Genomic DNA, 24581 nt, shown 5'->3' on the forward strand with positions numbered 1-24581 from the left:
GATGGCCTTCTGGGCGGCCACCGGCGGCACGTGGGTCAACCTGCTGACGGTGTTCGCCGGCGGCATGGTGGGCTCGCGGCTGGGGCACCGCCTGCCCGCCGACCTCCGGTGTCAATGGCAGCAGTGGCTCGGGGTGATCACGCTGCTGCTCGCTATCGAGATGGTTCAGCCCCTGTGGAGTCTGCGGCTGGGGCCCTTCCCGGCCGTGCTGGCTGCCCTGATGGTGCTGGTGCTGGGCTCTTGGTTCGGCCATGGGCTGGCCCTGGAACGCCGGCTCGAGGCCTGGCTGGCTAGGAGCAACAGCCCCCGAGTGGGCGTCCCAGGCCATGGCAGCGCGGACGTGGTGAGCGGGGCTTTCGTGCTCTTCTGCATCGGTCCGATGACCCTGCTGGGCTGTCTGCGCAATGGCGCCTTGGGGGATCCCGACCTGCTGTTGGTGAAGGCGGGCCTCGACGGCCTCAGCGCGGCGGTGCTGGCCGCCGGTGTTGGGCTGGTGCTGCTCTGGGTGTTGCTGCCGCTTGCCGTTCTGCAGTTCGGCCTCTCTGGCGCCGGGGCATTGCTCGCAGGCAGTGTGGGCGATCCATCCCAGGCGCCGGCCGTGCTGTTCACGGCAGCTGTGGGGGGCCTGCTGGTGCTGGCCCTGGCCCTCGACCTCTTGCAGTTGCCCCACCCCTCGGTGGTGAACGGCCTGGCAGCCCTGGTGTTGGCCCCGGCCGCCGGCTGGTTGATTCGACCATGACCTCGCCCCTGGCCGCAGGGGTGGCCGTCGCCCTGATCAGTCTGTTGGCCGTGCTGGGGCCCCTGCTGGGGCTCTCGCCCTGGTGGATCGCCGTGGCCGTGGCGTTCTGCCTTGGTTTTCTGAGCCTGGATGCCTTCCGCTTCGGGGGGCGTGGTGGCCATCTGCTGGCCGAGGCCATGCCTGGTGGGCAGTTGCGGCTGCGTCGGATCGCCACCCACGAGGCGGGTCACGTGCTGATCGCGGCCCAGGAGGGGATGGTGGTGCGCCAGGTGCTGGTGGGCAGCCTGGCCTGCCTGCGGCTGGGTCTCAGTGCCGGCGGCACCACAGAGCTGGAGCCCCCCGCCAGCACCAAACTCGCCCTTGAAGATCTGCGCCGCTGGAGCCGGGTGTTGCAGGCGGGTATCGCCGCTGAGCAGCTGATCTATGGCGACCATGTGGGCGGTGCCGATGACCGCGCCCTGCTGGGCCGGCTCTGGGGCCTCTCGGGCCACGACGTGGACACGGCCCAGCGCGAGCAGCGCCGGGCCCGCCGCGAGGTGGAGCAGTGCCTGCGCGGCCGGCGCGACGATCTCGAGCGCCAGGCCCAGGCCCTGCTGGTGGCTGCACCGCGCCTGGGCCATAGCTCCCCCCCCGAAAGCTCACACGACACCGCACCGGGCGCTGCCTCGCCTACGGAAGACTCCGGCGCGGAGCCGGGCCGATGACGCTGGCCCTGTTGGATTGCCCCACCGGCCTGGCGGGCAACATGCTGCTGGCGGCCCTGCTCGATCTCGGGGTGCCGGCCGAGGTGGTCCACGCCCCCCTGGCCGACCTCGGTCTTGCTGGTACTTACGCGCTGCAGATCAGCGAGCGCCGCAGCGGCGGGCTGCGGGGCCTGCACCTGGAGGTCGTGAACCAGGACGCCGACCCACCGGCGCGCACCTGGCAGTCCCTGCGCCGCACCCTGCTGGAGGCCCCCTGGCCCGAGGCCCTGCGGGCCAGGGTGCTCTCCGTCTTCGAGCTGCTGGCGGAGGCTGAAGCCCGCGTCCATGGCCATGCCCCTGAGCAGGTGCACTTCCATGAAGTGGGGGCCCTCGATGCCCTCGTGGATGTGGTGGGGGTCTGCGCCGCCCTGCTGCATCTGGCCATCAGCCGGCTGGAGTGCACCCCGCCGCCGGCGGGCCACGGCACCGTGACCACGGCCCACGGCATCCTGCCGTTGCCGGCCCCCGCCGTGCTGGAGATCGCCCGCTGCCATGGCATTCCCCTGGCCTCGGCGGCCGGCTTCCCCGCCGGCGAACTCACCACCCCCACGGGTCTGGCCCTGATGGCGGCTTGGGCACAGAGCTTCGGCCTGCCCCCGGCCCACCGGCCGCGCCAGGTGGGCATCGGCCTGGGCAGCCGTCAACTCGACCGTCCCAACTTGCTGCGGCTGGTGCTGGCCGATCCGGTGGAGGGGCCCGCTGCAACTCCGGCACAGCCCCAGGACGAACTGGACCTGGAGGCCGCAGTGGAAACCGTGGTGGAGCAGCAGGCCCAGATCGATGACGCCACCCCCGAGGACCTGGCCGTGCTGCAGGAGGCCCTGCGCCAGGCCGGCGCCCTGGAGGTGTTCTGCACGCCGATCCAGATGAAGAAGGGACGCCCCGGCTGGCTAGTCACGGCCCTGGCCGATCCAGCCTGGGCGGCCAGCCTGCGCGGCGTGTGGTGGCAGCACAGCACGAGCCTGGGCCTGCGCGAACGCAGCCAGCCCCGCTGGGTGCTGCCCCGGCGCCAGCTGCTGCTGCCCACCCCCCTGGGGGAGGTGCCGATCAAGCAGGCTCGCCTGCCCGACGGCCGCTGGCGCAGCAAACCGGAACACGACGCCTTGGTGGGGCTCGCCCACAGCCACAATCTCAGCATTGAGCAGGTGCGCGCCGTGGTTCAGGAGGCCCTGCAGGGCAAGGTTGACGCGGTAGACCCGGCTGCCATGGAGCTCGCCCCATGAGCGGCCTCAAAGGGCGTCTCACGAGCGGGCTGAAGCGGCGGGGGCTGGCCTGGCTGCAGAAGGCTGGCCATTGGGGCCGGGCTGTTCAGGCCAGGCTGGACCGCCTGCCTGCCCCACCCGGGGGGCTAGGGCTCTGGTTCACTCTGCTGAGCTTCGGGTTCCTGCTCGCAGCCCTGCTCAACCACGGCCGCCAGATGCTGCAGCTGAGCCTGGACCTGCAGGGCTGGCTCTGGCTGCTGCTGGCGGTGGGGGCCAGCCTGCTGAGCCTGGTGGCCAATGGGCTCGGCTTTGGCGTGCTGTTGCTCTGGCTGGGGCAGCGCCCCCGCTGGGCCGCCCTGGTGCGGATGTATCTCGACACCAACCTGCGCAAGTTTCTGCCGGGGGGGATCTGGCACCTCACCAGCCGGCTGGCCCTGCTGCGGGATCCGGCCGGTCCGCTGCGCAGCCCTGTGGCTTTGCCCCAGGCCCTGGCGGCCGTGCTGCTCGATCCCCTGATTGCCGCCGTGGCGGCCCTGGCCCTGGTGGCGGCCGATGGCTGGCGCAGTGGGGTGGCCCTGGTGGCGCTGCTGCCCCTGTTGCTGTTGCTGCCCCGCTGGTTGAGGCCCCTGCTGCTGGCCCTCGAACGGCGCCGGGGCCGCGAGCTGGAGCTGGACAGTGGCTCAGAGACCCTGGCTGTGGGCCAGGCCGCAGTCCCCCTGCCCGGTGCCTATCCCGTGGCCCCCCTGCTGGCCCAGCTGGGTTTCGTGCTGCTGCGCTTCGGCGGCTTCGGCTGCTGCGTGCTCGCTTTTGAGCTGCAGGGTTCCCTGGGCTGGGGCGGCTGGCTGGCGGCCTTCGCCCTCGCCTGGACCGCCGGCCTGGTGGTGCCCGGAGCTCCCGGCGGCATCGGCGTGTTCGAGGCGGTGCTGCTGCTGCGCCTCGGTGGCCAGATCTCCGAGGCACCCCTGCTGGCCATCGCCATCAGCTACCGGCTCACGGTGACCCTGGCCGATCTGCTGGCGGCGCTCACGGCTCGCCTGGACCAACGCCTGGATCAGCCCACGGGCCTAGGCCGCACTGGAGCCCGCCCTGCGGCCTGAACTGCGGGCCTGCCGCCATGGCCATGCTTCGCAATTACGCCTATTGTTGAGAAGCCCAGGCTCTCTGTGGTGCCTTCCCCCCCGACCCCTGGTTCCAGGGCTGCCGCCGCAGGCCCCACGGCGGCCCCGGAAGGCCTGCTCAGCGCCAGCGAGGGCCTGCGCAACAGCCTCCATGACCGCGGCCAGCGGCTCACCCCCCAGCGCCAGCGGGTGCTGGTGCTGTTCGAGCAGATCGGCGAGGGCACTCACCTCAGTGCCGAGGAGGTGCATCAACGCCTGCTGAGGGCAAGCGAGCGGGTGTCCCTGGCCACGGTGTACCGCACCTTGAGGCTGCTGAGTTCCATGGGCCGCCTGCAGGAGCTGGAACTGCCCGAGGGGGGGCGGCGCTTTGAGCTGGCCGGTGACACCACCCGTGACCACCACCACCTGGTGTGCGTGCGCTGCGGTCGCACCGAGGAATTCGAGAACACCGCGGTGCTGGCCGCTGGCGACGAGGCGGCCAAGGCCCACGCCTTTCGTCTGCTCGACTGTGTGCTTACGGTGCGGGCCCTCTGCCCCCGCTGCGCAGAACAATCCTGAACTCCGCCCCGTTGGCCCTCCTCTTCCCTGTCTGGTTGCGTTCCTACAGGCCTGAGTGGCTGCGTCCCGACCTGGTGGCGGGCCTCACCGCGGCGGCGGTGGTGCTGCCCAAGGCCCTGGCCTTCGCCACCATCGCCGGCCTGCCGGTGGAGGTGGGGCTCTACACGGCCCTGGTGCCGATGGTGGTGTATGCGCTGCTGGGCAGCTCGAGGCCCCTGAGCGTGAGCACCACCACCACCCTGGCGATCCTGGTGGGCAGCGAGCTGGACCGGCTCGGTGTGGCCCAGGATCCTGCCCAGGCCCTGGCGAGCAGCGGCCTGCTGGCCCTGTTGGTGGGGCTGATGTTGCTGGCCGCCTCACTGTTGCGGCTGGGTTTTGTGGCCAGCTTCATCTCCGAGTCGGTGCTGGTGGGGTTCAAGAGCGCGATCGGTGTGGTGATCGTGGTCGACCAGTTGCCCAAATTGCTGGGGGTGTCGATCGACAAGCTGGGTCTGTTCCGGGATCTGGCGGCGCTGGTGGCGGCGCTGCCCCAGGCCTCCCTGGCCACCGTGGTTCTCTCCCTGGGGCTGGTGGCCCTGCTGATTGGCCTCGAGCGCCGCTGGCCCCACCTGCCGGCACCCCTGCTGCTGGTGGCGGTGGCGATCCTGCTCACCGCCGTACTGGGGCTGCCCGAGCGCGGCGTGGAGGTGGTGGGGACCATCCCCAGTGGGCTGCCGGCCTTTCAACTCCCCTTTCTCAACAGCGGAGGCCCAGCCCCCCTCGCCCTCGCCAACCAGCTGTGGCCCGCCGCGGCCGGCATCGCCGTGATGAGCTTCACCGAGAGCGCCGCGGCCTCCCGGGCCTTCCGCGAGATGGGCGAACCGGCGCCGGATGCCAATCAGGATCTGCTGGCCCTCGGCGCCGCCAACCTGCTGGGGGCCTGCTTCGGAGCGATGGCGGCGGGCGGTGGCACCTCCCAGACCGCCGTGAACCGCAACGCCGGCGCCCGCACCCAGCTGGCTGAGCTGGTCACGGCGGCGGCCACCGTGGCCACCCTGCTGGTGCTGGCGCCCCTGATCGCCCTGATGCCCCAGGCCGCCCTGGCCGTGGTGGTGATCGCCTATGCGCTGGCGATGATCGCGCCGGCTGAATTCCTGGCGATTCGCCGCGTGCGGGCCCAGGAGTTTCGCTGGGCGGTGGTGGCCTTCCTGGGGGTGGTGTTCCTCGGCACCCTGAAGGGCATCCTGGTGGCGGTTGTGCTGTCGCTGCTGTCCCTGGCGCAGCAGGAGGTGAGCCCTGCCGTCTACGAGATGGGCCGCAAGCCCGGCACGGATGGATTTCGCCCCGTCTCGCCCCAGCACCCTGAGGACGAAACCTGGCCGGGACTGCTGATCCTCCACCCCGAAGGCCGCCTCTTCTTCGCCAATGCGGAGGCCGTGGCCGGTCGCATGCGGCAAAGGATCCATCAGCGCCGGCCCAGGGTGGTGGTGCTGGACGGCAGTGCGGTGATCGACCTGGAGTACTCGGCGCTCAAGGCCCTGGTGGAGGCCGAGCGCCGGCTGCGCCGCGATGGCACGGAGCTGTGGATGGCCGGGCTGAATCCGGATGTGCTGCAGGTGGTGCGCCGCTCCGAGCTTGGGGCCCGCCTCGGGCCGGGCCGGCTCCACCTGAATGTGGAGCACGCCGTGGAGCGCTTCCTGCAGCACGAGGCCGGCGATGGCTCCTGAGGGGGGCATCATGGGCGCCAGCCGTGCTGAGATCACGAAGGATGTGGCGTTCCCTGGTGTCGGGCCTGCTGCTGGTCCCGCTGTACTGGCTGCCGACTGTTCCAGTTGCGGCCCAGATCCAACCACTGCCATCCTGGAACGAGGGCGCTGCGCGCCAGCGCATCCTTCAGTTCGTGGCGGCGGTGACGACACCGGGTGGCCCTGACTACGTAGCGCCGGCGGAGCGCATCGCCGTGTTTGACAACGACGGCACGCTCTGGGCGGAGCAACCGATGTATGTGCAGCTGGCCTTCGCCATCGATCGAGCCCGCACGCTGGTGAGTCAGCAACCTGAGCTGGCCGCCCATCCGGTGCTCGCTGCAGCCGCTGCGGCCGGTCAAGCTGAGGCGATGCCCAGCATGGGCATCCCAGAGCTGCTGGAGCTGGTGGCCCTCACCCATGCCGGTATGGATGCCGAGGCGTTCCGGGAGCTGGTCGGCGACTGGTTCGCCAGCGCCTGCCATCCCACCTGGAAGCGTTCCTATCGCGCGCTCACCTACCAGCCGATGCGGGAGTTGCTCGACTACCTGAGGAGCCACGGTTTCCAGACCTACATCGTCTCCGCTGGTGGCGTGGAGTTCGTTCGGGTCGTGAGCGAGGAGCTCTACGGCATTCCCCCCGAGCAGGTGATCGGCTCGTTCGTGGCCAGCCGCTTTGCCCTCCAGGACGGGCTGCCGACGATCGTCCGCCAGGCGGAGGTGCAGCTGATCAATGACGGGGCCATCAAGCCCGTGATGATCGAGCAGGTGATCGGCCGTCAGCCCATTGCCGCCTTCGGCAATTCCGATGGCGACTTCGAAATGCTGGAGTGGACCACCAGCCAGCCTGGGGCGAGCCTGGGGCTGATCGTGCACCACGACGACCCGGAGCGGGAGGTGGCCTACGACAGCCCGTCGCCCATTGGCCGCCTCGATCGGGCCCTCAAGGAAGCGCCCGGGAGGGGCTGGATGGTGGTGTCGATGCGCGACGACTGGGCCCGGGTGTTTGCCGATCCTCCAGCCCGACCTCTGGAGGCTGAGTGCCCCTGACGCAGCCGCGCCTGGGCCGGCGGTCATAGGTTCAGGTCCTGCTCAAGACTCCCTTCCTTGGCCCAGCTCGCGGCCGCCCTCCCCGGGCTCACCCTGTTCGCGATCATGTTTGCCCTGGGGCTTGGCCTGCAGCCCCAGGCCCTGGGGCAGATCCGCCGCCGACCCGCCTTGGTGCTGCGGGTGCTGATCGGCTCCTGTGTGCTGGTGCCGCTGGTGGCGCTGGTGCTGTTGAAGCTGCCGCTGAGCGCCGCCCTCTCGCCGCCAGTGCGCTTCGGCATCGCCCTGATGGCCATTTCACCGAGTGCGCCGCTCACCTTGCGCAAGGCAGGAAAGCAGGGGGGCGATCACCAGCTGGCGGCAGTGCTGCAGGCCTGCGCGGCGGTGGCGGCGATTGTGTCGATTCCCCTGCTGGCCGATCTGTTTCGGGCCTCGTTCGGCATTGAGGGCTGGGACATCGGCCCCAGGCAGGTGGCCATGCAGGTGAGCCTGGCCCAGGTGCTGCCCCTGCTGGCCGGACTGCTGCTGCGGCGTTGGCGGCGGGGCCTGGTGGAGCGGCTGGAGGGGCCCCTCAACAAGCTGGCCAATGGTCTGTTCCTCCTGCTGGTGCTGGTGGTGCTGATCAGGGTTGGCCCTGTGTTGCTGCCCTTCGTGGCGGCCAACCTGCCGGCCCTGGGTTTCATGGCGGTCATGGTGGCCACGGCGCTCGTGATCGGTTCCCTGGCTGCTGGTCCAGCGCCCGGGGAGAGCCTCACCGTGGCTCTGGTCACCTCGATGCGCAATCCCGGCCTGGCCCTGGTGTTTGCCACCACCTACGGGGCTGGGATGCCCGCCATCAAGCTGGCCGTGCTGGCTTACCTGCTGGTTACCGTGCTGCTGTCGGCTCCCTTTCTGCGCTGGCAGAAGGGCCTGCTGGCGCGGGTTTGAGAACCGCAACGGCTCATGAGCCCTGGGGCTGCAGCGCGCAGAATGCAGGGCAGGTTCAAGCACCAACCCACCATGCCGAACGGCCAACCCAACATCCTCATCCTCTGGGGCGACGACATCGGCCAGAGCAACCTCAGTTGCTACAGCGATGGTCTGATGGGCTACCACACCCCCAACATCGACCGCGTCGCCAACGAGGGCGGCCGCTTCATCCACTACTACGCCGAACAGAGCTGCACCGCCGGCCGGGCGGCCTTCATCTCCGGGCAGAGCGTGTTCCGCACCGGCCTCAGCAAGGTGGGCCTGCCCGGCGCCGAGCTCGGCTACAGCACTGAGGATCCCACCATCGCCTCGCTGCTGAAGCCGCTGGGCTACCGCACCGGCCAGTTCGGCAAGAACCACTTCGGCGACCGCGACGAGCACCTGCCCACCAACCAGGGCTTCGACGAGTTCTTCGGCAACCTCTACCACCTCAACGCTGAGGAGGAGCCGGAACTGCGCGACTACCCCACGGCGGAGGAGCTGCCCGACTTCCGCAAGAATTTCGGCCCCCGGGGGGTGCTGCACTCCTGGGCCAACCCTGACGGCAGCCAACGGATCGAGGACACCGGCCCGCTGACCAAGAAGCGCATGGAAACCTGCGACGAGGAGTTCCTGAAGGAGGCCAAGCGCTTCATCCGCGATGCGGTGGCTTCCGGTGAGCCCTTCTTCGTGTGGTTCAACACCACCCACATGCACTTCCGCACCCATGCCCGACCCCAGGATCTGGGCCGCAGCGGTCGCTGGCAGTCGGAGTACCACGACGTGATGATCTATCACGACGAATGCATCGGCGAGATGCTCAACCTGCTCGACGAGCTGGGCGTCACCGATGACACGATCGTGATGTACAGCACCGACAACGGGCCCCACATGAACAGCTGGCCTGACGCCGGCATGACTCCCTTCCGCAACGAGAAGAACTCCAACTGGGAAGGGGCCTACCGCGTGCCCGCCCTGGTGCGCTGGCCGGGCAAAATTGCGCCCGGCACCCTGTTCACCGAGATCGTGAGCCATCTCGACTGGCTTCCCACCCTGGTGGCCGCCGCCGGGGAGCCCGAGGTCAAGGAGAAGCTCAAGGCCGGATACCAGGCCGGCAGCCGCCACTACCACGTGCATCTCGACGGCTACAACATGCTCGACTACTGGACGGGCAAAACCGAGAAGAGTCCCCGGGTGGAGTTCTTCTACTTCTCCGATGACGGCGACCTCACCGGTCTGCGCTACGACAACTGGAAGATGGTGTTCATGGAGCAGCGGGCCACCGGCACCCTCCAGGTGTGGGCGGAACCCTTCACGGCCCTGCGGGTGCCGAAGATCTTCAACCTCAAGACCGACCCCTACGAACGGGCCGACATCACCTCCAACACCTACTGGGACTGGATGCTCGACCACGCCTTCATGCTGGTGCCGGCCCAGACCTACGTGGCCCGCTTCCTGGCCACCTTCCAGGAGTTCCCGCCCCGTCAGAAGGCGGCCAGTTTCTCGCTGGAGGAGGTGATGGAGAAGATGCTCAGCACCACAGGGCATTCCTGAGTTGCTCCCCCCAGCGGGGGGACAACGCCATCACGGGCGCCGCAGCACCTGCTGCGGTCTGCCCGGCTCAATGCCCGCCGCATCGAAGGCGCCCTTGAGCCGCCGGCGCAATTCGCGGGCCACTCCCCATTGCTTCAAGGGCAGGGTGCGGATCCAGAGCTTGAGCCGCACGCCGCTCTGGTCGAGCCGGTCCACTCCCAGCAAGGAGGGCTGCTCGAGGATCTGCCCTTGCCAGGCCGGGTCCTCCGCAAGCGCGCAGGCCACCCCTTCCAGCACCGCGCAGGCCTGCTCCAGATCACTATCCCAGGCGATGTCGATCTCGAAGTTGATCCGCGACCATTCCTTGCTGCGGTTCTCGCTCACCCGGATCATGCCGTTGGGGATGGTGATCACCTCCCCCTGAGCCCCTCGCAGTTGCGTCTGCACCAGGTTCATTTCCTCCACAAGGCCGCTGTGGCCGTTCACGGCGATCGAATCACCGATGGCAAAGCGGTCTGTGGCCAGGATGCGCACGCCGCCGATCAGGTCTTCCACCAGGCCGCGGGCCAGAAAGCCCACCGCCACGGCCACGATCCCTGCCCCAGCCAGCACCTCGGGGTTGATCCCGAACAGCAGCACCGTGAAATACAGGCCCAGGAGTGTGGTGCCGATCACGATGCCGCCCCGGATCACCCGGGCATTGGTCTCCAGGCGGATCTGGGGGCGCAGGGAATTGGGCTGGGCCATCTGGGCTTCTTCGGCCCAGCGATTCAGACGCCGCATCACGGCCCAGATCAGCAGCCCTTCCAGCAGGATCACCCCGATCCAGATCAGTGGAATCCCTGCCGATTGCTGCAGCAGTGCCATCGCCGCCAGTCGTGTTTCCGGGAAGATGAACAGGGTGATCGTGACCGCCATCACCGCCAGGGCGATGCGGACCACCTGCAGGATCTTCAGGCGGAAGCGGGAGCGCCGCTGGCGTTGCTCGAGCCGCTGCAGCCTGCGCAGCTGCAGGTCCTGTCCCACCTCAGGCAGCGCCGATTTCAGCTCCTCCATGGCCTGGGCGCAGCTGTGGCTGATCCGGCGCAGCTGCCCCAGGGCCCGGGTACTGAGCCCAACGCCCAGCGACCCGAGCACCAGGGTGAGCAGGGCACCGCTCCAGCGAGCCCAGGGGAAGTGCCGATCGAAACTGGCCCCCCAGAGCGCTTCGCTCAGGGTGCGCTCGAAGATCGCCTTCCACTGCTGGGCGAGGGCCTCGCGGTCCAGCCCGTTGGCGATGCTGTCGGGCCCGGTCAGGGTCACCAGGGTGACCTGCGGCGTGTTCCTGTCTTCGTCAGCGGGGAGATAGATCACCGGGCTGCGGTTCTGAACGCCCACCGCCAGCGAGGGGGTGAGTGGATGGCGAGGCTTGCCGCGGCGGTCCAGCCAGAACCCTGCCCCCCGCCGGCTCGATCGGACCGAACCGGGCTCCACCTGGTTCTCCCGCAGGGAGGCGATCCGCTTCAAGCTGGTCGCCACGGCCGTCGCCCGCGCCTCCACCCGCGCCGCTGCCGCCGCCGCTCCCCCTTCGGCGTCGCTGGCCAGCACCGCCACTGTGATCTTCGGTTCACCGGGGCCGAGGGGAATGTGGGGATTCACCACCTGGCTGCACTTCAGCCGGCCGCAGGATCTGGCTCGGTCCAGATCCCACCACTGTTTGCTGGCCAGCGGGGGCGGCCCATCGCCTCTGCTGCTCTCGCCGAGATCCAGAGCGGCGGTAGCCCCCATGGTCAGGCCTGGCCCCAGGCTGAGGACCGTGGCCAGGCCCATGGCGAAGGCCACCGCTGCGGCTGGCAGGCGACGACGTGTCAGCTGAAGCAGAGTGTCCAGCATGGTCTGCGGCGTGTGGAAGCGCTGTCGCTCCATGGTCACCCCTGGGGCGTTGCCTTCCGCGGCTCCGGTTCCCACACTGCGGGCAGTGCCCCTGCTCCCGCTTGGCCCCTTCCACTGCCAACACGCTGCCCGCACCCGCTCCTCAGCGCTCGCCCGGCCGGCCGCCGGCGCGGGACATGGTGTGGATCCCCGCGGGCAGCTTCACCATGGGCTCCGATGCCCACTACCCCGAGGAAGCCCCGGCCCACCGGGTGCAGGTGGAGGGCTTCTGGATCGATCGGGCGCCGGTCACCAATGCCCAGTTCCTCAAGTTCGTGAAGGCCACCGGCCACACCACCGAGGCTGAGCGACCCGCCGATCCTGCCGACTACCCCGATGCCTTGCCGGAGCTGCTGGCCCCCGCCTCGATCGTGTTCGTGCCGCCTCCGGGCCCGATCAGCACAGGCGATCCCTACCGCTGGTGGCAGTACGTGGCCGGCGCCAGCTGGCGCCACCCCGAGGGTCCGGGCAGTTCGATCAAGGGCCGCGACCACCACCCGGTGGTGCACATCGCCCATGCCGATGCCCTCGCCTATGCCACCTGGGCCGGCAAGGCCCTGCCCAGCGAAGCCCAGTGGGAGCGCGCCGCCCGGGGCGGCCAGGAGGGCTGGGAGTTCGCCTGGGGCGATCAACTCCAGCCCGGTGGACGCCCCATGGCCAACACCTTTCAGGGCGACTTCCCCCACCACAACAGCCGCCTGGACGGCTTTGAGCGCACTTCGCCGGTGGGTTCGTTCCCTCCCAACGGCTACGGCTTGCTCGACATGATCGGCAACGTGTGGGAGTGGACCGACGACTGGTACGGCGACCATGCCGCCCTGGTGTCGGCCCACAAGGCCGCGGGCGGTTGCTGCACGATCGAGAATCCCCGCGGCCTGGGCCGTGAGGCCAGCATCGACATCACCTCCCAGCACGGCTCGATTCCCCGCAAGGTGGTGAAGGGCGGCTCCTTCCTCTGCGCTCCCAGTTACTGCCGCCGCTACCGGCCCGCTGCCCGCATGGCCCAGGGGATCGACACCTCCACCTGTCATCTTGGCTTCCGCTGCGTGGCGGGGGCCTGAGCGATGGAGCACCTGGGTCTTGAGGCCGTGGTTGGGGGGCTGGCTGACGGCCTGCGGGTGCTGTTGGAGGGCCTGTCGGTGGTGTGCGTGGCCGTGGGGCTGGCGGTGACCCTGAGCCAGGCCCTGCGGCTGCAACGCCGCGGCGCCTCCCGCCATCCCCGTCCGTTCAACAGCTTGCGGCTCTCCTTCGGCAGCTGGCTGTCGCTGGCGCTGGAGTTTCAGCTCGCCGCCGACATCGTGGCCACCACCTCGGCCCCCTCCAACGAAAATCTGATCCAACTGGCTGTGGTGGCCGTGATTCGGACCTTCCTGAACGTCTTCCTGGCCAGGGAAGTGGAGGCGGAGCAGAAACTTGAGGACGCGCTGAGCCGCACGGCGGCTGCTTCAGCGACAGGCGGGGCCATCCCCAGCAGACCATCCACTCCGGGCTAAGGGGCCAGCCACAGCATGGGAAATCTCAACAACGAACTGGCCAAGGAGCGCAACCGGGCTGCGGCGGAACGCACGATGATGGCCTGGATTCGCACCTGCCTCTCGCTGATCAGCTTTGGTTTCGGCCTCGACAAGATCATCGGCGCCATCAACCGCACCCGCTTCGAAGGCAGTGGCCATGCCGGCCTGAGTGTGCGGCTGGTGGCGATGGGCTTCGTGCTCACCGGCATCCTGGCGATGGCAGCCGCCACCCGCCAGCACCTGCACACCCTCAAGCTGATCCGCCGCGACGACTTCGTGTACGTGGATCAGCGCTCGATCACCGTGTGGACGGCCATTGCGCTCACGATCATCGGCATTGCCGCCTTCACTCTGCTGATCACTGGCTCTGTGGTGGCCTAGCTCCCATGCCCCCATCCGCCGCACTGCTGGTCACAGCCACGATCGTGACACTCATGTTCAGCCTGGGTCTGGGCCTGAAGGATTACCCCTTCGTGCTGCTCAGGGATCGGCCCGGCTTTGTCTGGCGGGTGGTGCTCGGCACCTGCCTGCTGGTGCCCCTGGCCGGCTTGGCGCTGGTGCTTCTACCCCTGTACACCCAGCTCTCACGGCCCGCCTGGACCGCCATGGCCCTGATGCTGGCCTGCCCCAGCGCACCGCTGATCCTGTTCCGGGTGCGCAGCAGCGGCGGCACCGCTGAGCTGGCGGTGAGGCTGCAGATCGCCGCGGCGCTGTTGGCGACCGTGTCCATTCCCCTGATGGCGATCGTGTTCAAGGCGAGTGCACGTCTCCATGGCTGGGACGTGACCGGCTGGGAGGTGAGGCCGATCGGCGTGGCGGTGCAGGTGCTGAAGGTGCAGGTGCTGCCTGTGCTGGCCGGCGTGCTGCTGGCCCAGTGGCGGCCTGGTCTGGCCCAGCGCTGCAGCACGGTGCTCGCCAAGCTGGCCACCCTGATGCTGGGCTTGGTGCTGATCGCCCTGCTGGCGCTGAGCGCCCGCCAGCTGCTGCCGTTCCTGCAGCAGAACCTGGTGGGTCTGGCGGCCATGGCCGGCCTCAGCGTGCTTGCCCTCGCCATCGGCTATGGCCTGGCGGGCCGCGATCCCGTGGAGCGGCGCACGGTTGCACTTGTGAGCGGCATGCGCAACACCGGCCTGGCGGCGGAGCTGGCCCTCACCTATGCGCCGGCCAAGGTGCTGCCGGAACTGATTCCGGGCGTCCTTTCCTATGTGCTGATCACGGTGATTGTGTCCACCCTGTTTCTCGGCTGGCAGAAACGGGAGATGGCCGGAGCCAGCTGATCTGAGTTGGCGGATAGGGTCCAGTGGATCGGGCTCAGAAGAAGAACTTCACCCCGGCCTCGATGCCGTTCTGGTAGCTCGTGAACCCACTCGCGGGGGTGTCTCCATTGCCGTACTGCAGCCCGAGATAGCGCCAGGACAAGGTGAGGTCTGTGTTGTTCCCCACCGCGTAGCCCAGGCCGATCTGGGCATTGCCGGAGACATTCTTGGCGCCGCTGAAATCGAAGCCGCCGATGTCAGCCCGGGCGAAGGCCCGCAGCTTGGGTGAGAGGAAATAGGTGCCCTGGATCCCTGCCATCGGCTGGGCCCAGGTGCGATCAAACGAGCGTTCGGCGCCCAGCACGATCTGCCGGGGCCCGTTGCCCCGCAGTTGGGCCCGCACATCCAGGCCCACATCGATCACCCGCACCCCCATGTAGGGGATCAGGCTGTAGCTGCCGGGTTTGGCCAAGGCCGATTCAGGATCACCGAGGCGATAGCGCACGGCGAGGTCGTAGATCCCCTGGGTTGAGCTGATGTCTGTGTTGGCGGTGATGCGGCCCCGGGGGGTGGTTCTGCCGTTCTGGGCGCCCAGCTTCACGTAGCTCAGATCCGTGAGCAGGCCCCAGCGACCCCGCTCCACGCTTCCCCGCACGAAGGTGGCCCAGTCCAGGGCGGAGAGGATGTCGCCGAGATCGAGGTCTACATCGCTCTCGAACCCATTGATGGTGGTGGTGCCCGTGGTCTTCAGCGGCGCAAAGCCGTAGAGCTCCACGGTGCCCGACCAGTCGGGAACGGGTTCGGGTTCAGGACTGTCGGCCAGCTCCTCGGCCTCAGCGGGCGGGGTCTCGGGATCGGGGAGCGTCTCCTCGGCCCTGGCCGCGTTACCCCCCACCAGCATGGAGGCGACCCAGAGGCCTGCTGCCAGGCAAAAGGGGAAGGGCGCCATGGTCCTGGAAGGGGCTCGCACGCGCAGCCGATGTTGAGGAGTCCCACTGTCTCATCCAGCCGGAGGACTGGGCCGATGGCCTATTCCAGCTGTGTCTGCGGCCTGACGAGCCATGGGATCACTGCTGATGCCAAGTTTTGCGAGGGCTTGGCCACAAAAAAATCTGCCGCCCTGAGGACGGCAGGTTCGTGCTGTGGCCTGACAGCTCAGACCGACCCGTAGGCCACCTGGCAGGCGGCATTGAGCAGTTCCGCTTCCGAGGCGCTGTCGGGAGTGCTGCCGTTGAGGGTGCCGCGGTCGCAGTCGGCCTGCATCGTGAGCGAGTTGTCGCCGCTGATCGCCTCGAACGACACCGATTGATCACCCACGGGTTCCACGGTGCCGTACAGCAGCCGGTAGTCGCTGTTGGGCACCACGATGTAGGTGGTCTCGTTGCTCACCGCGTTGTCCACGGCCGAGTTGATGATCGCCGCCGTGGCCAAGGTGGTGATCCCCCAGGTGGCTGCACTGGCGCCCCACCAGCCCCAGCTGGGACTGGACCAGCCGCCGTACCAGCCGGTGTTCCACGGCCGGGCGTAGCCCCAGCCGGGCCGGGCCCAGCCGGGATAGCGATCCCAGCGGTCGTTCCAGCGGTCGTCGCGGCGATCCCAGCGGTCTTCGCGGATGTTGTCGCGCCGGTCCCAGCGATCGTCGCGCCGGTCATCTTTCCAGTCGCGCCTGTTTTCGGCCCGGTCGCCCCGTTGATCCCGCCGGTCATCGCGATTGTCGCGGTTGCGGTCACGATTGCCGTCGCGGTTGCGGTTGCCGTCGCGGTTGCCGTTCCGGTTGCGGTCGTTGCTGGCGGTGGTGCGGTTGCGGTCGCGGTTGTTGTTGCTGGCCTTGCGATTGGTGCCGGAGCCCTTGCTGCCCTTGGCCTTGGAGCTCTTGCCGTGGTTGAGGGAGGGGCCGCCGCTGCTCTTGGCCTTCTTGCTCCAGCCACCACTGGGCTTCTTGGAGCCCCTGTTCAGACTGGAGCCCGAGGACTGGAAGCCGCCATGTCCCTTGGAGGCCCGGTGCTTGCTGCCTCCGCTGCGGTGGCCCCCGCTTTTGTGGCCGCCGCTTCTGTGGCCTCCACCGCCTTTGTGGCCGCCACCGCCACCTTTGCGGGCTATCAGCTCGCCGCTGGAGCCCGACTCAAGCCGCGCTGGGCTCGGAGCGTCGAAGCTGGCCAGGGCAGGCAGGTTGGGCAGCACCAGGATGCCGGCCAGCAACAGGCCGAAGGCCGAACGTGGGCGTTTCATTCCAGCACCCCCTCGCAGCCGTCGTCGTAGCAGGTGAGGTCCACGCGGCCGCTGTCATCGAACATCACCACCACCAAGTCGCGGCCCGTGGTGGACTCGGGACGTTCCTCGCGCACGCTGTTGAGGTAGTTGGGGTTCACCACGCAGAGGTCGCGGTCGTTGAAGCAGATCGTGTTGGTCGAGAAGCGGGCACCTGCGGAGCTGAGGTTCTCCCAGTCCTGGCTGCCGGCGGTCATCACACTCATGGTCAGCGGGCTGTCGGTGACCCTGATGGAGGTGACGCTCTTGCCGATCGTGTGGCGGTAGACGGTGACATCGCCACTGGCCTCATCGATGGCTTCCACGCTGCAGGGCTGGGCGGCCCCGCCCCGCAGCGTGCAGGTGGTCTCGAGTTGGTAGAGGAGCGTGTCCTCAGCGGCCCTGGCCGGTGACAGTCCCAGAACTGTGGTGGCGGCCCAGGTGGAGGCGACGGCGACCGTGGCCAGGAGTCCCATGCGGGCCAGGAGGCCCTGGGCGCTCCGGTGCAGACGAGGAGTGCGGGTGAGCATGAATGGTCAATCCCCAGCGAATTGCGGGATACCTCTCCACCGTGGCGACGATGGGATCAGACGTCACGGCTTTGTTGCAGATGGCTGGCGTTCCGGGGCGGACCGGGTCGCAGCTGCTACTCGCTATTGAGAATCGCTTGCAAAATGCGCCGCTCTTGTTTAGGTTGCGAGTCATTCGCAACTAGGCCCTTCAGGCGATGACCTTTCGACTGCTCTCCGACACGCCCCTCAGCGCCGTGCGCTTGCCGGCCGGGCACTCGGTGCTGCTCGATCCCGCCCGCCGCGCCGGCAGTGGCTGCATCGAGGTGCTCGACGGCGTGGCCCGCGTCTACTGCCCCTGCGAGGAAACCGAGGGCATGACCCTGGCCTTCCTGCAGGCCGGCGATCAGCTCGACGCCTCACGCCTCTGCAGCGAGGGCGCCTGCGTGGAGGCCCTCACGCCGCTGTGTTTCAGCACCAGCAGCGCCCTCGACCCCGAGGCGGGGCTCGACCCGGTGAATGAGTGGACGCTGCAGCTGCTGCGGATCCGCCACCTCGGCACGGCGGAGCAGCGCCTCCATGCCCTGCTGGCCATGCTGGTGCGCCGCATGGGACGCCGCTGCGGCCCCTGGTGTGATCTCCCCTTCCGCCTCACTCACGAGCGCATCGGCGAACTGATCGGCACCACCCGTGTCACCACCACCCGGCTGATCTCGAGAATCCGCCAGGCCCAGTTGATCGAAGTGCCCGCCGGGTCTGCCGGGATGCGCCTGGCCCCCTCCCTGGTGGAGTCAGCTCCCCTGGCCAACGCCTGAGCAGGCTCCCCTCCCCCCCATTCCTCTTCTCCCTTCGCCCGTCAATCCGCACCATGGCTCAGCCGATCGGACCCGCCAACGACAGCCCCGACTCCGCCAACCGCAGGGGCCCCAGCGAACCCAAGAAAAAGGGCTGCAAGACCAGCAAGTGCTCCAACTGGAAGGGCGGCAAGTGCCGCTGCGGCAAGGCCTAGTCCTCGTTGAGGCTGGGAACCAGGGCCAGGGCGGCCACCAGGCCCAGCAGCAGGATCAGCAGCGCCGGAATCAGGGCCGCCCCCACCCGTTCGTCACTGGCGTACTGGTACACCCGCACCGACAAGGTGTCGAAATCAAAGGGCCGCAGCGCGAAGGTGAGGGGCAGCTCCTTCACGGTGTCGACGAACACCAGCAGTCCGCCCACCAACAGGGGTCCGCGCAGCAGAGGCAGATGCACCCGCCGCAGCACCTGGGGCCAGCTGCAGCCCAGCCCGGTGGCTGCTTCATCCACGCAGGGTGAAATCCGCTCCAGGCCGGCATCGAGGCCGCCTTTGCCCACGGCCAGAAAGCGGTCGCTGTAACCCCACAGCAACAGCAGCAGGGGGCTCAGCTGCCAGGGCCCGCCGAGCACCATCAGGCCGAGCGCCAGCACAGTGCCGGGCACCGCGTAGCCCATCCCGGCCACGAAGGTGAGCTGCCGCATCAGTGGCTGCTGGATCCAGCGCCGGGCGATCGAGAGCAGCAGTGCCAGGCCCATGGTGAGCCCAGCGGCCACCAGGCCCAGGCCCAGACTGCGGCCGGTGAGTCCCGCCAGCTCCGCCACGGTTTCGCCCCGCAGTTGATCCCAGCTCATGGCCGTCCACAGCAGTGGCAGGCCCAGGGTGAGCAGGGGGGGCAGGGCCGTGAGCAGCTGGCTCAGGCTGGCTCGCCAGCCCGTGAGTAACCAGGGCTTGAGGCTGTCGCCGCGGCTGCCCATCAGCCAGCGGCGGCTGCGGCGGCGCAGCTGGCCTTCGATCGCCACCAGCAGACTCACGATCGCCAGGGCCACCAGGGCCAGGGCCACCGCCCCCTGGGGGTCGCCCTGGTCCTGCCAGCGCCGCAGGATGCCGGTGGAGAGGGTTGGAACCCCCAGCAACTCCACCGCTCCCAGCTCGTTCACCACCTCCATCCCACTCAGGGCCACGCCGGCGCCGATGGCTGGCAGGGCCATCGGCAGGGCCACCCGCCGGAAGGAGCCCCAGGGTCCGGTGCCCAGGGAGCGGCAGGCCTCGAGCTGGCGCCGCCCACTCACGGCGAAGCTCTCGGTGCTGAGCAGGAACACATAGCTGTAGGTGCCCAGGGTGAGCACCACCAGGGCCCAGCCGAGCCCATGCACCCGCCAGCTGAGGCGGCTGCCCAGGTCGATGGCGGTGGCCGCCAGCAGATAGGTGGGGGTGGCCAGGGGCAGCAGCTGGGCGATGCGCAGCCACCGCCGGCCCGGGAACTGACAGTTGGCGGTGAGCCAGCCGTTGGCGGTGCCCAGGACCGCCCCCGCCACACCCACTCCCAGCACCAGCGCCAGAGTGTTGGCCACCTGCTCGCCACCTTCGTAGCCCAGACCAAGCCTCTCCAGACCACCCGCCTGGACGGCAAAGCCCAGCAGGGCCACCACCGGCAGCAGGGCCAGGCCTGACACCAGTACCACTGCTGCCCCCAGCAGCGACCGTTGGGGCAGCTGGGCATGAGTGGGCCAACGGGGCCAGGGGGCCAGGCGGCTCTGAGGTGCCTGGACGTCTGCGGAGTGGGCGATCACTTCCAGCCGCTGGCCTGCATCAACGCCACGGCGTCCTGGTTCTTGTTGCCCATCTGCTCAGCTGAGACGCCGTTGGCCTTGAAGGTGCCGAAGGTCTTCAGCACCTCATTATCGCCGTAGCCGCTGAGGGGGTATTCGTTGTTGGCTTCGGCGTAGCCCTTGCCGCCGGTGGGGGAGGCCAGGAACTCAAGCAACAGCCGGGCTCCTTCAGGATTGCTGGCGTGGCGGGTCACGCCGGCACCGCTGATGTTCACGTGGGAGGGATCGGGGAACACAACCTTCAGCTTGCCAGCCAGCTCCTTGTCCTCCGCTCCGTTTTCGCCCGAGAGCATGCGAGCCACGTAGTAGGTGTTGACCACCGCCACGCCGCAGTCGCCCTTGGCCACAGCCCGGGACATGGGCGTGTCCGAGGTGAAGAAGGGCTGCTCGACGTTGGCCACCATGCCCTTCACCCAGCCCTTGGTGGCGTCGTCGCCCTGCTGGATGATCTGGTCTGCCACCAGGGACTGGTTGTAGACGCTCTTGCTGTCGCGCAGGCAGAGCTTGCCCTTGAGTTCCGGTTTGGTGAGATCGGCGTAGGTGCTGATCGTGGCGGGATCCACCAGATCGGGATTCACGATCACGGCCCGCACCCGTCGGGTGAGGCCGAACCAGCGGCCCTTGGAGTCGCGCAGGTCGGCGGGCACATCCTTCTCAAGGGCAGCCGACTCAGCGGGCTGGAACAGGTCCATGCGGGTGGCCTTGTCGAGCCGGGCCGCATCCACCAGCACCAGCAGGTCGGCGGGGCTGTTCTCCCCTTCGGTGCGCAGGCGCTCGATCAGGGCATCATCCTTGGCCTCCAGCAGGTTCACCTCGATGCCCGTACGGCGGGTGAATTCCTTGTAGAGCTCCTTGTCGGTGTTGTAGTGGCGGCCGGAATACACGCCCACCTCGGTACCGGCGAGCTCAGATGGCACGGCGGAAGAATCGGCCGCATCCGGCTTCTGATTGGCGCATCCCACGGCACCGAGGGAGACGACCAGAGCCAGGGCCAGCTTGCCAAGGGCATGTCCGCCCAGGGTTGAAGAGATCATTCAGGACGCTTGGCGTCAACAACCCCCAGAACCTAGGGATCAGCCCAGGCGTGGACCCGTGCTTAAGAGGCAGGGGCGCGTGACCATTGATACGGCCCAGGGAGCCGTGCTGGGGAGTTGGTGTCAGCCGTTGCGGCGCACGCGCACCGGCACCAGGGCGGGCTGCATCAGGCCGCCGCCGCCGTTGTCGTCGTCGGAATCCGTGGTGAGCCAGAACGCCAGACCGAGAACGCCCAGAACGCCGATGCACAACAGCAATTCAGCCATGTCGTTCTCAGGAATGCCCGGATGCTAGCCAGGCTGTCCGGTGCGGGTGTAACGGGGATCACCGTTCCCAGGGACGGTGATCTGGGGTGCTGCCCTGGGGCTCCTCCTGGCCAGAGCAGGCTCCCGGATCGCTCAGAGGGGTTGGGCCGGTTCCCGATCAGCCGAAGCCCTTGCCGGCGTCCTTGGCCACGCAGGCCTGCAGCTGGCGGCGCAGTTGGTCGTGTTTGAGCTCCTTGCCGATCAGCACGATCTGGTTCTGGCGCTTCGCCGTGGGCCAGTCGCTGTCATCGATCGAAAAGCGCTTGCCCGCCAGATGGAACACGTGGCGGCGCTCACTCTCGTTGAACCAGAGAATCCCCTTGGCCCGGAACACTCCTGCGGGAAGCTGGTTGTCGAGGAAGTTCTGGAACTTGCGCAGCGAGAAGGGCCCCTCGCTCTGAAACGACAGGGAGGTGTAGCCCTCGATGGCGGCGTGGTCGGGGTTGCTGCCGTGGTGGTGGCTGTGGTCGTGGCTGTGGTCGTGATTGTGGGCGTGATTATGGGCGTGGTCGTGGTGGTCGTGGTGGTCGTGCTCGCAGTGGCCGTGGTCGTGGTCGCAGTCGCTGTGGTCTTCGGCGGCGGCGGCCGCCGGCGGCTGGGCCACGAGGCGATCGCTCTCGAACAGGCCCACGCTGAGCAGCAGGGCCAGGGGCACCTCCCCCTTCACCGAGCGCAGGATGCGGGCATCGGTCTTGATCTCGCGCAACTGCCGCTCCAGGGCCTGGAGTTTCTCCTCCTCCACCAGATCGCACTTGTTGAGCAGCAGCATGTCGCCATAGACGATCTGAGCCCGGGCCACCTCGCCCTCCAGCAGATCGGCGCTGAAGTTCTCCGCATCCACCAGGGTGATGATCGAATCCAGGCGGGTGGTGTCGCGCAGGTCGCTGCCCAGGAAGGTCATCGCCACCGGCAGCGGATCGGCCAGGCCGGTGGTCTCCACCACCAGGTAGTCCACCGGCTCGGGGCGCTCAAGGATGCGGTAGACGGCATCCAGCAGCTCGCCGTTGATCGAGCAGCAGATGCAGCCGTTGCTCAGCTCCACCATGTCATCGCCGGTGGCGATCACCAGTTCGTTGTCGATGCCGATCTCGCCGAACTCATTCACCAGCACGGCGGTCTTGAGCCCCTGCTGGTTGGTGAGGATGTGGTTCAGCAGGGTGGTTTTACCGGCGCCCAGGAAGCCGGAGAGGATCGTCACCGGCAGGGCGGCGGGGGCGTCCGGGGTGGGGGGCTGATCGAGAAGCGCGGCGGGGTTGGCCGTGGTGCTGGTCATGGGGTCGGCAGCGGAGGTGGCCGGCTGGCCGCCTCCCGGAGGTGGGTTCAGCCAGTCTGACGCCCAGGACCCTGGGCTGGATCGGACCAAGCCCGTCCAGGATCATTTCCAGCCGTTCTGCTCCATCAGGTTCACCGCTGAGCGACTCTTGAGGCCAAGTTGCTCGGCAGACACCCCATCGGCACGGAAGGTGCCCAGCGAGCGCAGCACCTTGTTGTCTCCGTAGCCCTTGAGGGGATACTCGAAGTTGGCTTCGGCGTAGCCGCGACCACCTGTGGGCGAAGCCAGAAACTCAAGCAGCTTCTGCGCTGCGGCAGGATTCTTCGACGCCGAGGTGACACCGCCGCCGCTGATGTTCACGTGGGAAGGATTGGGGAAGACCACCTTGAGCTTCTGGGCCAGGGCTTTGTCTGCTGCACCACTTTCGCCAGACAGCATGCGGGCCACGTAATAGGTGTTCACCACCCCAACGCCACAGGTGCCGTCGGCCACGGCACGGGCCAGAGGAGTATCGGATGTGAAGAAGGGCTGAGACACGTTGCTGACCATGCCCTTGATCCAGTTGCGGGTTGCGGCATCACCCCTGAGGATCATCTGGTCGGCAACCAGGGACTGGTTGTAGGGGCTCTGGCGGTTGCGCAGGCAGAGCTGGCCTTTGAGGGCGGGCTTGGCGAGATCCGCATAGGTGCGGATCGTGGCGGGATTCACCTTGCTTGGATTGACCACCACGATGCGCACCCGGCGGGTCAGGCCGAACCAGCGACCCTTGGAGTCGCGCAGGTTGGCGGGAACATCGCGGTTGAGGGCAGCGGACCTGATCGGCCGGAACAGGCCCATGTCGGTGGCCCGGTCCAGGCGGGCGGCATCCACCAGCACCAACACATCAGCCGGACTGTTCTTGCCCTCGCTGCGGAGACGTTCGATCAGGGGATCATCTTTGGCTTCCAGCAGTCGAACTCTGATCCCTGTCTGGGCTGTGAACTGGGCGTAGAGTTGCTTGTCGGTGTTGTAGTGACGACCGGAATAGACACCGATCTCAACTCCCTTTTTGGCTTGGGCGAGCTGGGTCTCTCCACCTTTGACGGCAGCAATCGGGACCACCGCAAAGGTCAGGGCAGACAGGCCAAGGGCGCTGGCCAAGGCCGGCAGACACCACTGTGATTGAAGAGGCGAGTTCAAGAGACTTGGCGTTGTTCACGCTTGCATGCCTCAAGAACCTAGGTATGGAGCTCAAGCCGAATTGATCTGATCTCACAGGCCCGTGTGACCAATGTGACACCCAGGAGGTGATCAGATCTGGAATTCGGCGATGCCGCCGCTGATCAGCACTTCGCGGTAGGTGTTGTCGGAATTCTTCCAGCGCCCGAGCGCATTCGGGTTGAAATAGAGGTGCACGAACCGCTGGTTGCGTTCCGGGCTGGGCTCGGGCCGGCGGTAGCCGGGGGTGCCCGCCGGCAGCCAGTTGCGGTACTTCGCCCGCTGGCCCGACGACCAGCTGTAGCCGCCGGTCTTGTTGCTGCGCTTGAGGCCAATCCAGAGCCCGCACTCATCGGCGGCGATGGGGGAAAAGCGCCGGGTGAGAAAGCGGTTTTCCTTGCGGTTGTTCACGGTGGCCAGGTCGCCGCCGAGCCTGCGCGCCTGCTTGCGGGCCCGCTTCCAGCTCAGGGGGCCTTCGAGCATCACGTAGGCGCTGCCCTTGCGGCGGAACACCTGGTAGCCCAGGCCGGTCAGACGGTCGACGGTCTCGCTCATGGAGGCAGGCGGTGTGGTGAGACGGTGTGGTCAGACGGTGGGGAAAGGGCCCACCGGGGACCTTGCCAACCTAGGTGGGGCCTTGACCGGCCCTCTCTGGAGCCCTGCCCACCCTCTCTGGAGCCCTGCCCACCCCCTCGGATCCCTGCTGGCTCTGGCGTTGCTGGCAGGCCTCGCACAGCCCGAAGAACTCCAGGGTGTGGAACAGGGGCAGGAAGCCGGCCAGCTCGCTGCGGGGTGGCTCCAGGCCGTGCACGGGGCAGCACTGCAGCCTGTGGGTGTGGCCACAGTCCACGCAGGTGAGGTGGTGGTCGTCCCGTTCAGTGGGGGCGAACAGGGCCTCCCCGCTGGGCAGATGGCGGCAGCGCACCAGACCCCATTGCTGCAGTTGGCGCAGGTGCCGGTAAACCGTGGCCAGGCCCATGGGGGCGGCCTCGGCCTTCAGCCGCGCGTGCAGATCCTGGCCGGAGAGCTCCTGGGGCGTGTGCCGCAGGGTGTCCAGCAGACGCGTCTGCCTGGCGTTGAGTGTGGGACCCACAGGCGCAT

The 24581-nt window shown here is 68.2% G+C and carries 26 protein-coding genes; 15 read left to right on the plus strand and 11 right to left on the minus strand.

The genetic code is table 11. The features are described 5' to 3' along the window. Window position 1: 1 nt before the first annotated feature. The 9 genes from ACWJIO_RS12820 to ACWJIO_RS12860 all read left to right on the plus strand — a co-directional run bounded on the left by ACWJIO_RS12820 (window position 2) and on the right by ACWJIO_RS12860 (window position 9632). Window positions 2-739, plus strand: coding sequence for a DUF554 family protein (locus ACWJIO_RS12820; RefSeq protein ID WP_480313987.1), 738 nt, complete (start codon window positions 2-4; stop codon window positions 737-739). Then, entirely contained in the window at window positions 736-1443 is a 708-nt protein-coding gene (locus ACWJIO_RS12825; RefSeq protein WP_480313989.1) for a hypothetical protein, read from the plus strand. The genes ACWJIO_RS12820 and ACWJIO_RS12825 overlap by 4 nt, the downstream gene beginning before the upstream one ends. Then, on the plus strand, window positions 1440-2705 hold the full coding sequence (gene larC, locus ACWJIO_RS12830) for a nickel pincer cofactor biosynthesis protein LarC (protein WP_480313992.1): 1266 nt from the start codon (window positions 1440-1442) through the stop codon (window positions 2703-2705). Before ACWJIO_RS12825 ends, larC begins: the two co-directional genes overlap by 4 nt. Beyond that, window positions 2702-3781 (plus strand): lysylphosphatidylglycerol synthase domain-containing protein, encoded by a 1080-nt coding sequence (locus ACWJIO_RS12835; protein WP_480313994.1) that lies wholly within the window; start codon window positions 2702-2704, stop codon window positions 3779-3781. The genes larC and ACWJIO_RS12835 overlap by 4 nt, the downstream gene beginning before the upstream one ends. A 135-nt stretch (window positions 3782-3916) precedes the next feature. Continuing rightward, on the plus strand, window positions 3917-4360 hold the full coding sequence (locus ACWJIO_RS12840) for a Fur family transcriptional regulator (protein ID WP_480314166.1): 444 nt from the start codon (window positions 3917-3919) through the stop codon (window positions 4358-4360). 11 nt (window positions 4361-4371) lie between these two features. After that, on the plus strand, window positions 4372-6066 hold the full coding sequence (locus ACWJIO_RS12845) for a SulP family inorganic anion transporter (protein ID WP_480313997.1): 1695 nt from the start codon (window positions 4372-4374) through the stop codon (window positions 6064-6066). Between the two features lie 41 nt (window positions 6067-6107). After that, window positions 6108-7133, plus strand: coding sequence for an HAD family hydrolase (locus tag ACWJIO_RS12850; protein ID WP_480313998.1), 1026 nt, complete (start codon window positions 6108-6110; stop codon window positions 7131-7133). 57 nt (window positions 7134-7190) lie between these two features. After that, on the plus strand, window positions 7191-8057 hold the full coding sequence (locus tag ACWJIO_RS12855) for a bile acid:sodium symporter (RefSeq protein ID WP_228009177.1): 867 nt from the start codon (window positions 7191-7193) through the stop codon (window positions 8055-8057). 72 nt (window positions 8058-8129) lie between these two features. Continuing rightward, window positions 8130-9632, plus strand: coding sequence for an arylsulfatase (locus tag ACWJIO_RS12860; RefSeq protein ID WP_186699153.1), 1503 nt, complete (start codon window positions 8130-8132; stop codon window positions 9630-9632). A gap of 30 nt (window positions 9633-9662) precedes the next feature. Here the strand turns inward: ACWJIO_RS12860 and ACWJIO_RS12865 are convergent, their stop codons facing one another. Continuing rightward, window positions 9663-11516, minus strand: a complete 1854-nt coding sequence (locus ACWJIO_RS12865) for a mechanosensitive ion channel family protein (RefSeq protein ID WP_480314001.1) — start codon at window positions 11514-11516, stop codon at window positions 9663-9665. A gap of 143 nt (window positions 11517-11659) precedes the next feature. On the opposite strand from ACWJIO_RS12865, the gene ACWJIO_RS12870 reads away from it, so the two are divergent. From ACWJIO_RS12870 to ACWJIO_RS12885, 4 genes are read left to right on the plus strand one after another with little or no spacing between them, the layout of a single operon-like run. Next, window positions 11660-12583: a formylglycine-generating enzyme family protein gene (locus tag ACWJIO_RS12870; protein WP_480314168.1), complete on the plus strand. Its 924-nt coding sequence runs from the start codon at window positions 11660-11662 to the stop codon at window positions 12581-12583. A 3-nt stretch (window positions 12584-12586) separates the two neighbouring features. Then, complete coding sequence (locus ACWJIO_RS12875; RefSeq protein ID WP_480314003.1) at window positions 12587-13015, plus strand: DUF1622 domain-containing protein; 429 nt, start codon at window positions 12587-12589, stop codon at window positions 13013-13015. Between the two features lie 15 nt (window positions 13016-13030). After that, window positions 13031-13417 (plus strand): YidH family protein, encoded by a 387-nt coding sequence (locus ACWJIO_RS12880; RefSeq protein WP_480314005.1) that lies wholly within the window; start codon window positions 13031-13033, stop codon window positions 13415-13417. 5 nt (window positions 13418-13422) lie between these two features. Further along, window positions 13423-14313, plus strand: a complete 891-nt coding sequence (locus ACWJIO_RS12885) for a bile acid:sodium symporter family protein (protein ID WP_480314007.1) — start codon at window positions 13423-13425, stop codon at window positions 14311-14313. A gap of 34 nt (window positions 14314-14347) precedes the next feature. On the opposite strand, the gene ACWJIO_RS12890 is transcribed toward ACWJIO_RS12885, so the two are convergent. From ACWJIO_RS12890 to ACWJIO_RS12900, 3 genes are all read right to left on the minus strand, one after another. Next, entirely contained in the window at window positions 14348-15241 is an 894-nt protein-coding gene (locus tag ACWJIO_RS12890; RefSeq protein WP_480314009.1) for a hypothetical protein, read from the minus strand. A 206-nt stretch (window positions 15242-15447) separates the two neighbouring features. Further along, window positions 15448-16521, minus strand: a complete 1074-nt coding sequence (locus tag ACWJIO_RS12895) for a hypothetical protein (RefSeq protein WP_480314011.1) — start codon at window positions 16519-16521, stop codon at window positions 15448-15450. After that, window positions 16518-17069 (minus strand): hypothetical protein, encoded by a 552-nt coding sequence (locus ACWJIO_RS12900; RefSeq protein ID WP_480314013.1) that lies wholly within the window; start codon window positions 17067-17069, stop codon window positions 16518-16520. The genes ACWJIO_RS12895 and ACWJIO_RS12900 overlap by 4 nt, the downstream gene beginning before the upstream one ends. 197 nt (window positions 17070-17266) lie before the next feature. Between ACWJIO_RS12900 and ACWJIO_RS12905 the strand changes: the two genes are divergently transcribed. Beyond that, window positions 17267-17863, plus strand: coding sequence for a Crp/Fnr family transcriptional regulator (locus ACWJIO_RS12905; protein WP_480314015.1), 597 nt, complete (start codon window positions 17267-17269; stop codon window positions 17861-17863). A 53-nt stretch (window positions 17864-17916) separates the two neighbouring features. Beyond that, window positions 17917-18057, plus strand: coding sequence for a hypothetical protein (locus ACWJIO_RS12910; protein ID WP_186699172.1), 141 nt, complete (start codon window positions 17917-17919; stop codon window positions 18055-18057). Here the strand turns inward: ACWJIO_RS12910 and ACWJIO_RS12915 are convergent. The 7 genes from ACWJIO_RS12915 to ACWJIO_RS12945 form a co-directional block, all read right to left on the minus strand. Further along, on the minus strand, window positions 18054-19523 hold the full coding sequence (locus ACWJIO_RS12915) for an ABC transporter permease (RefSeq protein ID WP_480314017.1): 1470 nt from the start codon (window positions 19521-19523) through the stop codon (window positions 18054-18056). The two genes, ACWJIO_RS12910 and ACWJIO_RS12915, sit on opposite strands and share 4 nt — an antisense overlap. A 104-nt stretch (window positions 19524-19627) precedes the next feature. Further along, window positions 19628-20704, minus strand: coding sequence for an extracellular solute-binding protein (locus ACWJIO_RS12920; RefSeq protein ID WP_480314019.1), 1077 nt, complete (start codon window positions 20702-20704; stop codon window positions 19628-19630). A 123-nt stretch (window positions 20705-20827) separates the two neighbouring features. After that, window positions 20828-20971 (minus strand): hypothetical protein, encoded by a 144-nt coding sequence (locus ACWJIO_RS12925; protein ID WP_186699175.1) that lies wholly within the window; start codon window positions 20969-20971, stop codon window positions 20828-20830. Between the two features lie 157 nt (window positions 20972-21128). Further along, on the minus strand, window positions 21129-22283 hold the full coding sequence (locus tag ACWJIO_RS12930) for a CobW family GTP-binding protein (RefSeq protein WP_480314021.1): 1155 nt from the start codon (window positions 22281-22283) through the stop codon (window positions 21129-21131). Window positions 22284-22385: 102 nt separating this feature from the next. Continuing rightward, complete coding sequence (locus tag ACWJIO_RS12935; RefSeq protein WP_480314023.1) at window positions 22386-23423, minus strand: extracellular solute-binding protein; 1038 nt, start codon at window positions 23421-23423, stop codon at window positions 22386-22388. A gap of 150 nt (window positions 23424-23573) precedes the next feature. Then, on the minus strand, window positions 23574-24035 hold the full coding sequence (locus ACWJIO_RS12940) for a lectin-like protein (protein WP_480314025.1): 462 nt from the start codon (window positions 24033-24035) through the stop codon (window positions 23574-23576). A 70-nt stretch (window positions 24036-24105) separates the two neighbouring features. Then, window positions 24106-24573: a Fur family transcriptional regulator gene (locus ACWJIO_RS12945; RefSeq protein ID WP_480314027.1), complete on the minus strand. Its 468-nt coding sequence runs from the start codon at window positions 24571-24573 to the stop codon at window positions 24106-24108. Window positions 24574-24581: the final 8 nt, after the last annotated feature.

It is taken from the genome of Paraciimarium castrense LEGE 11436 (assembly GCF_056633055.1).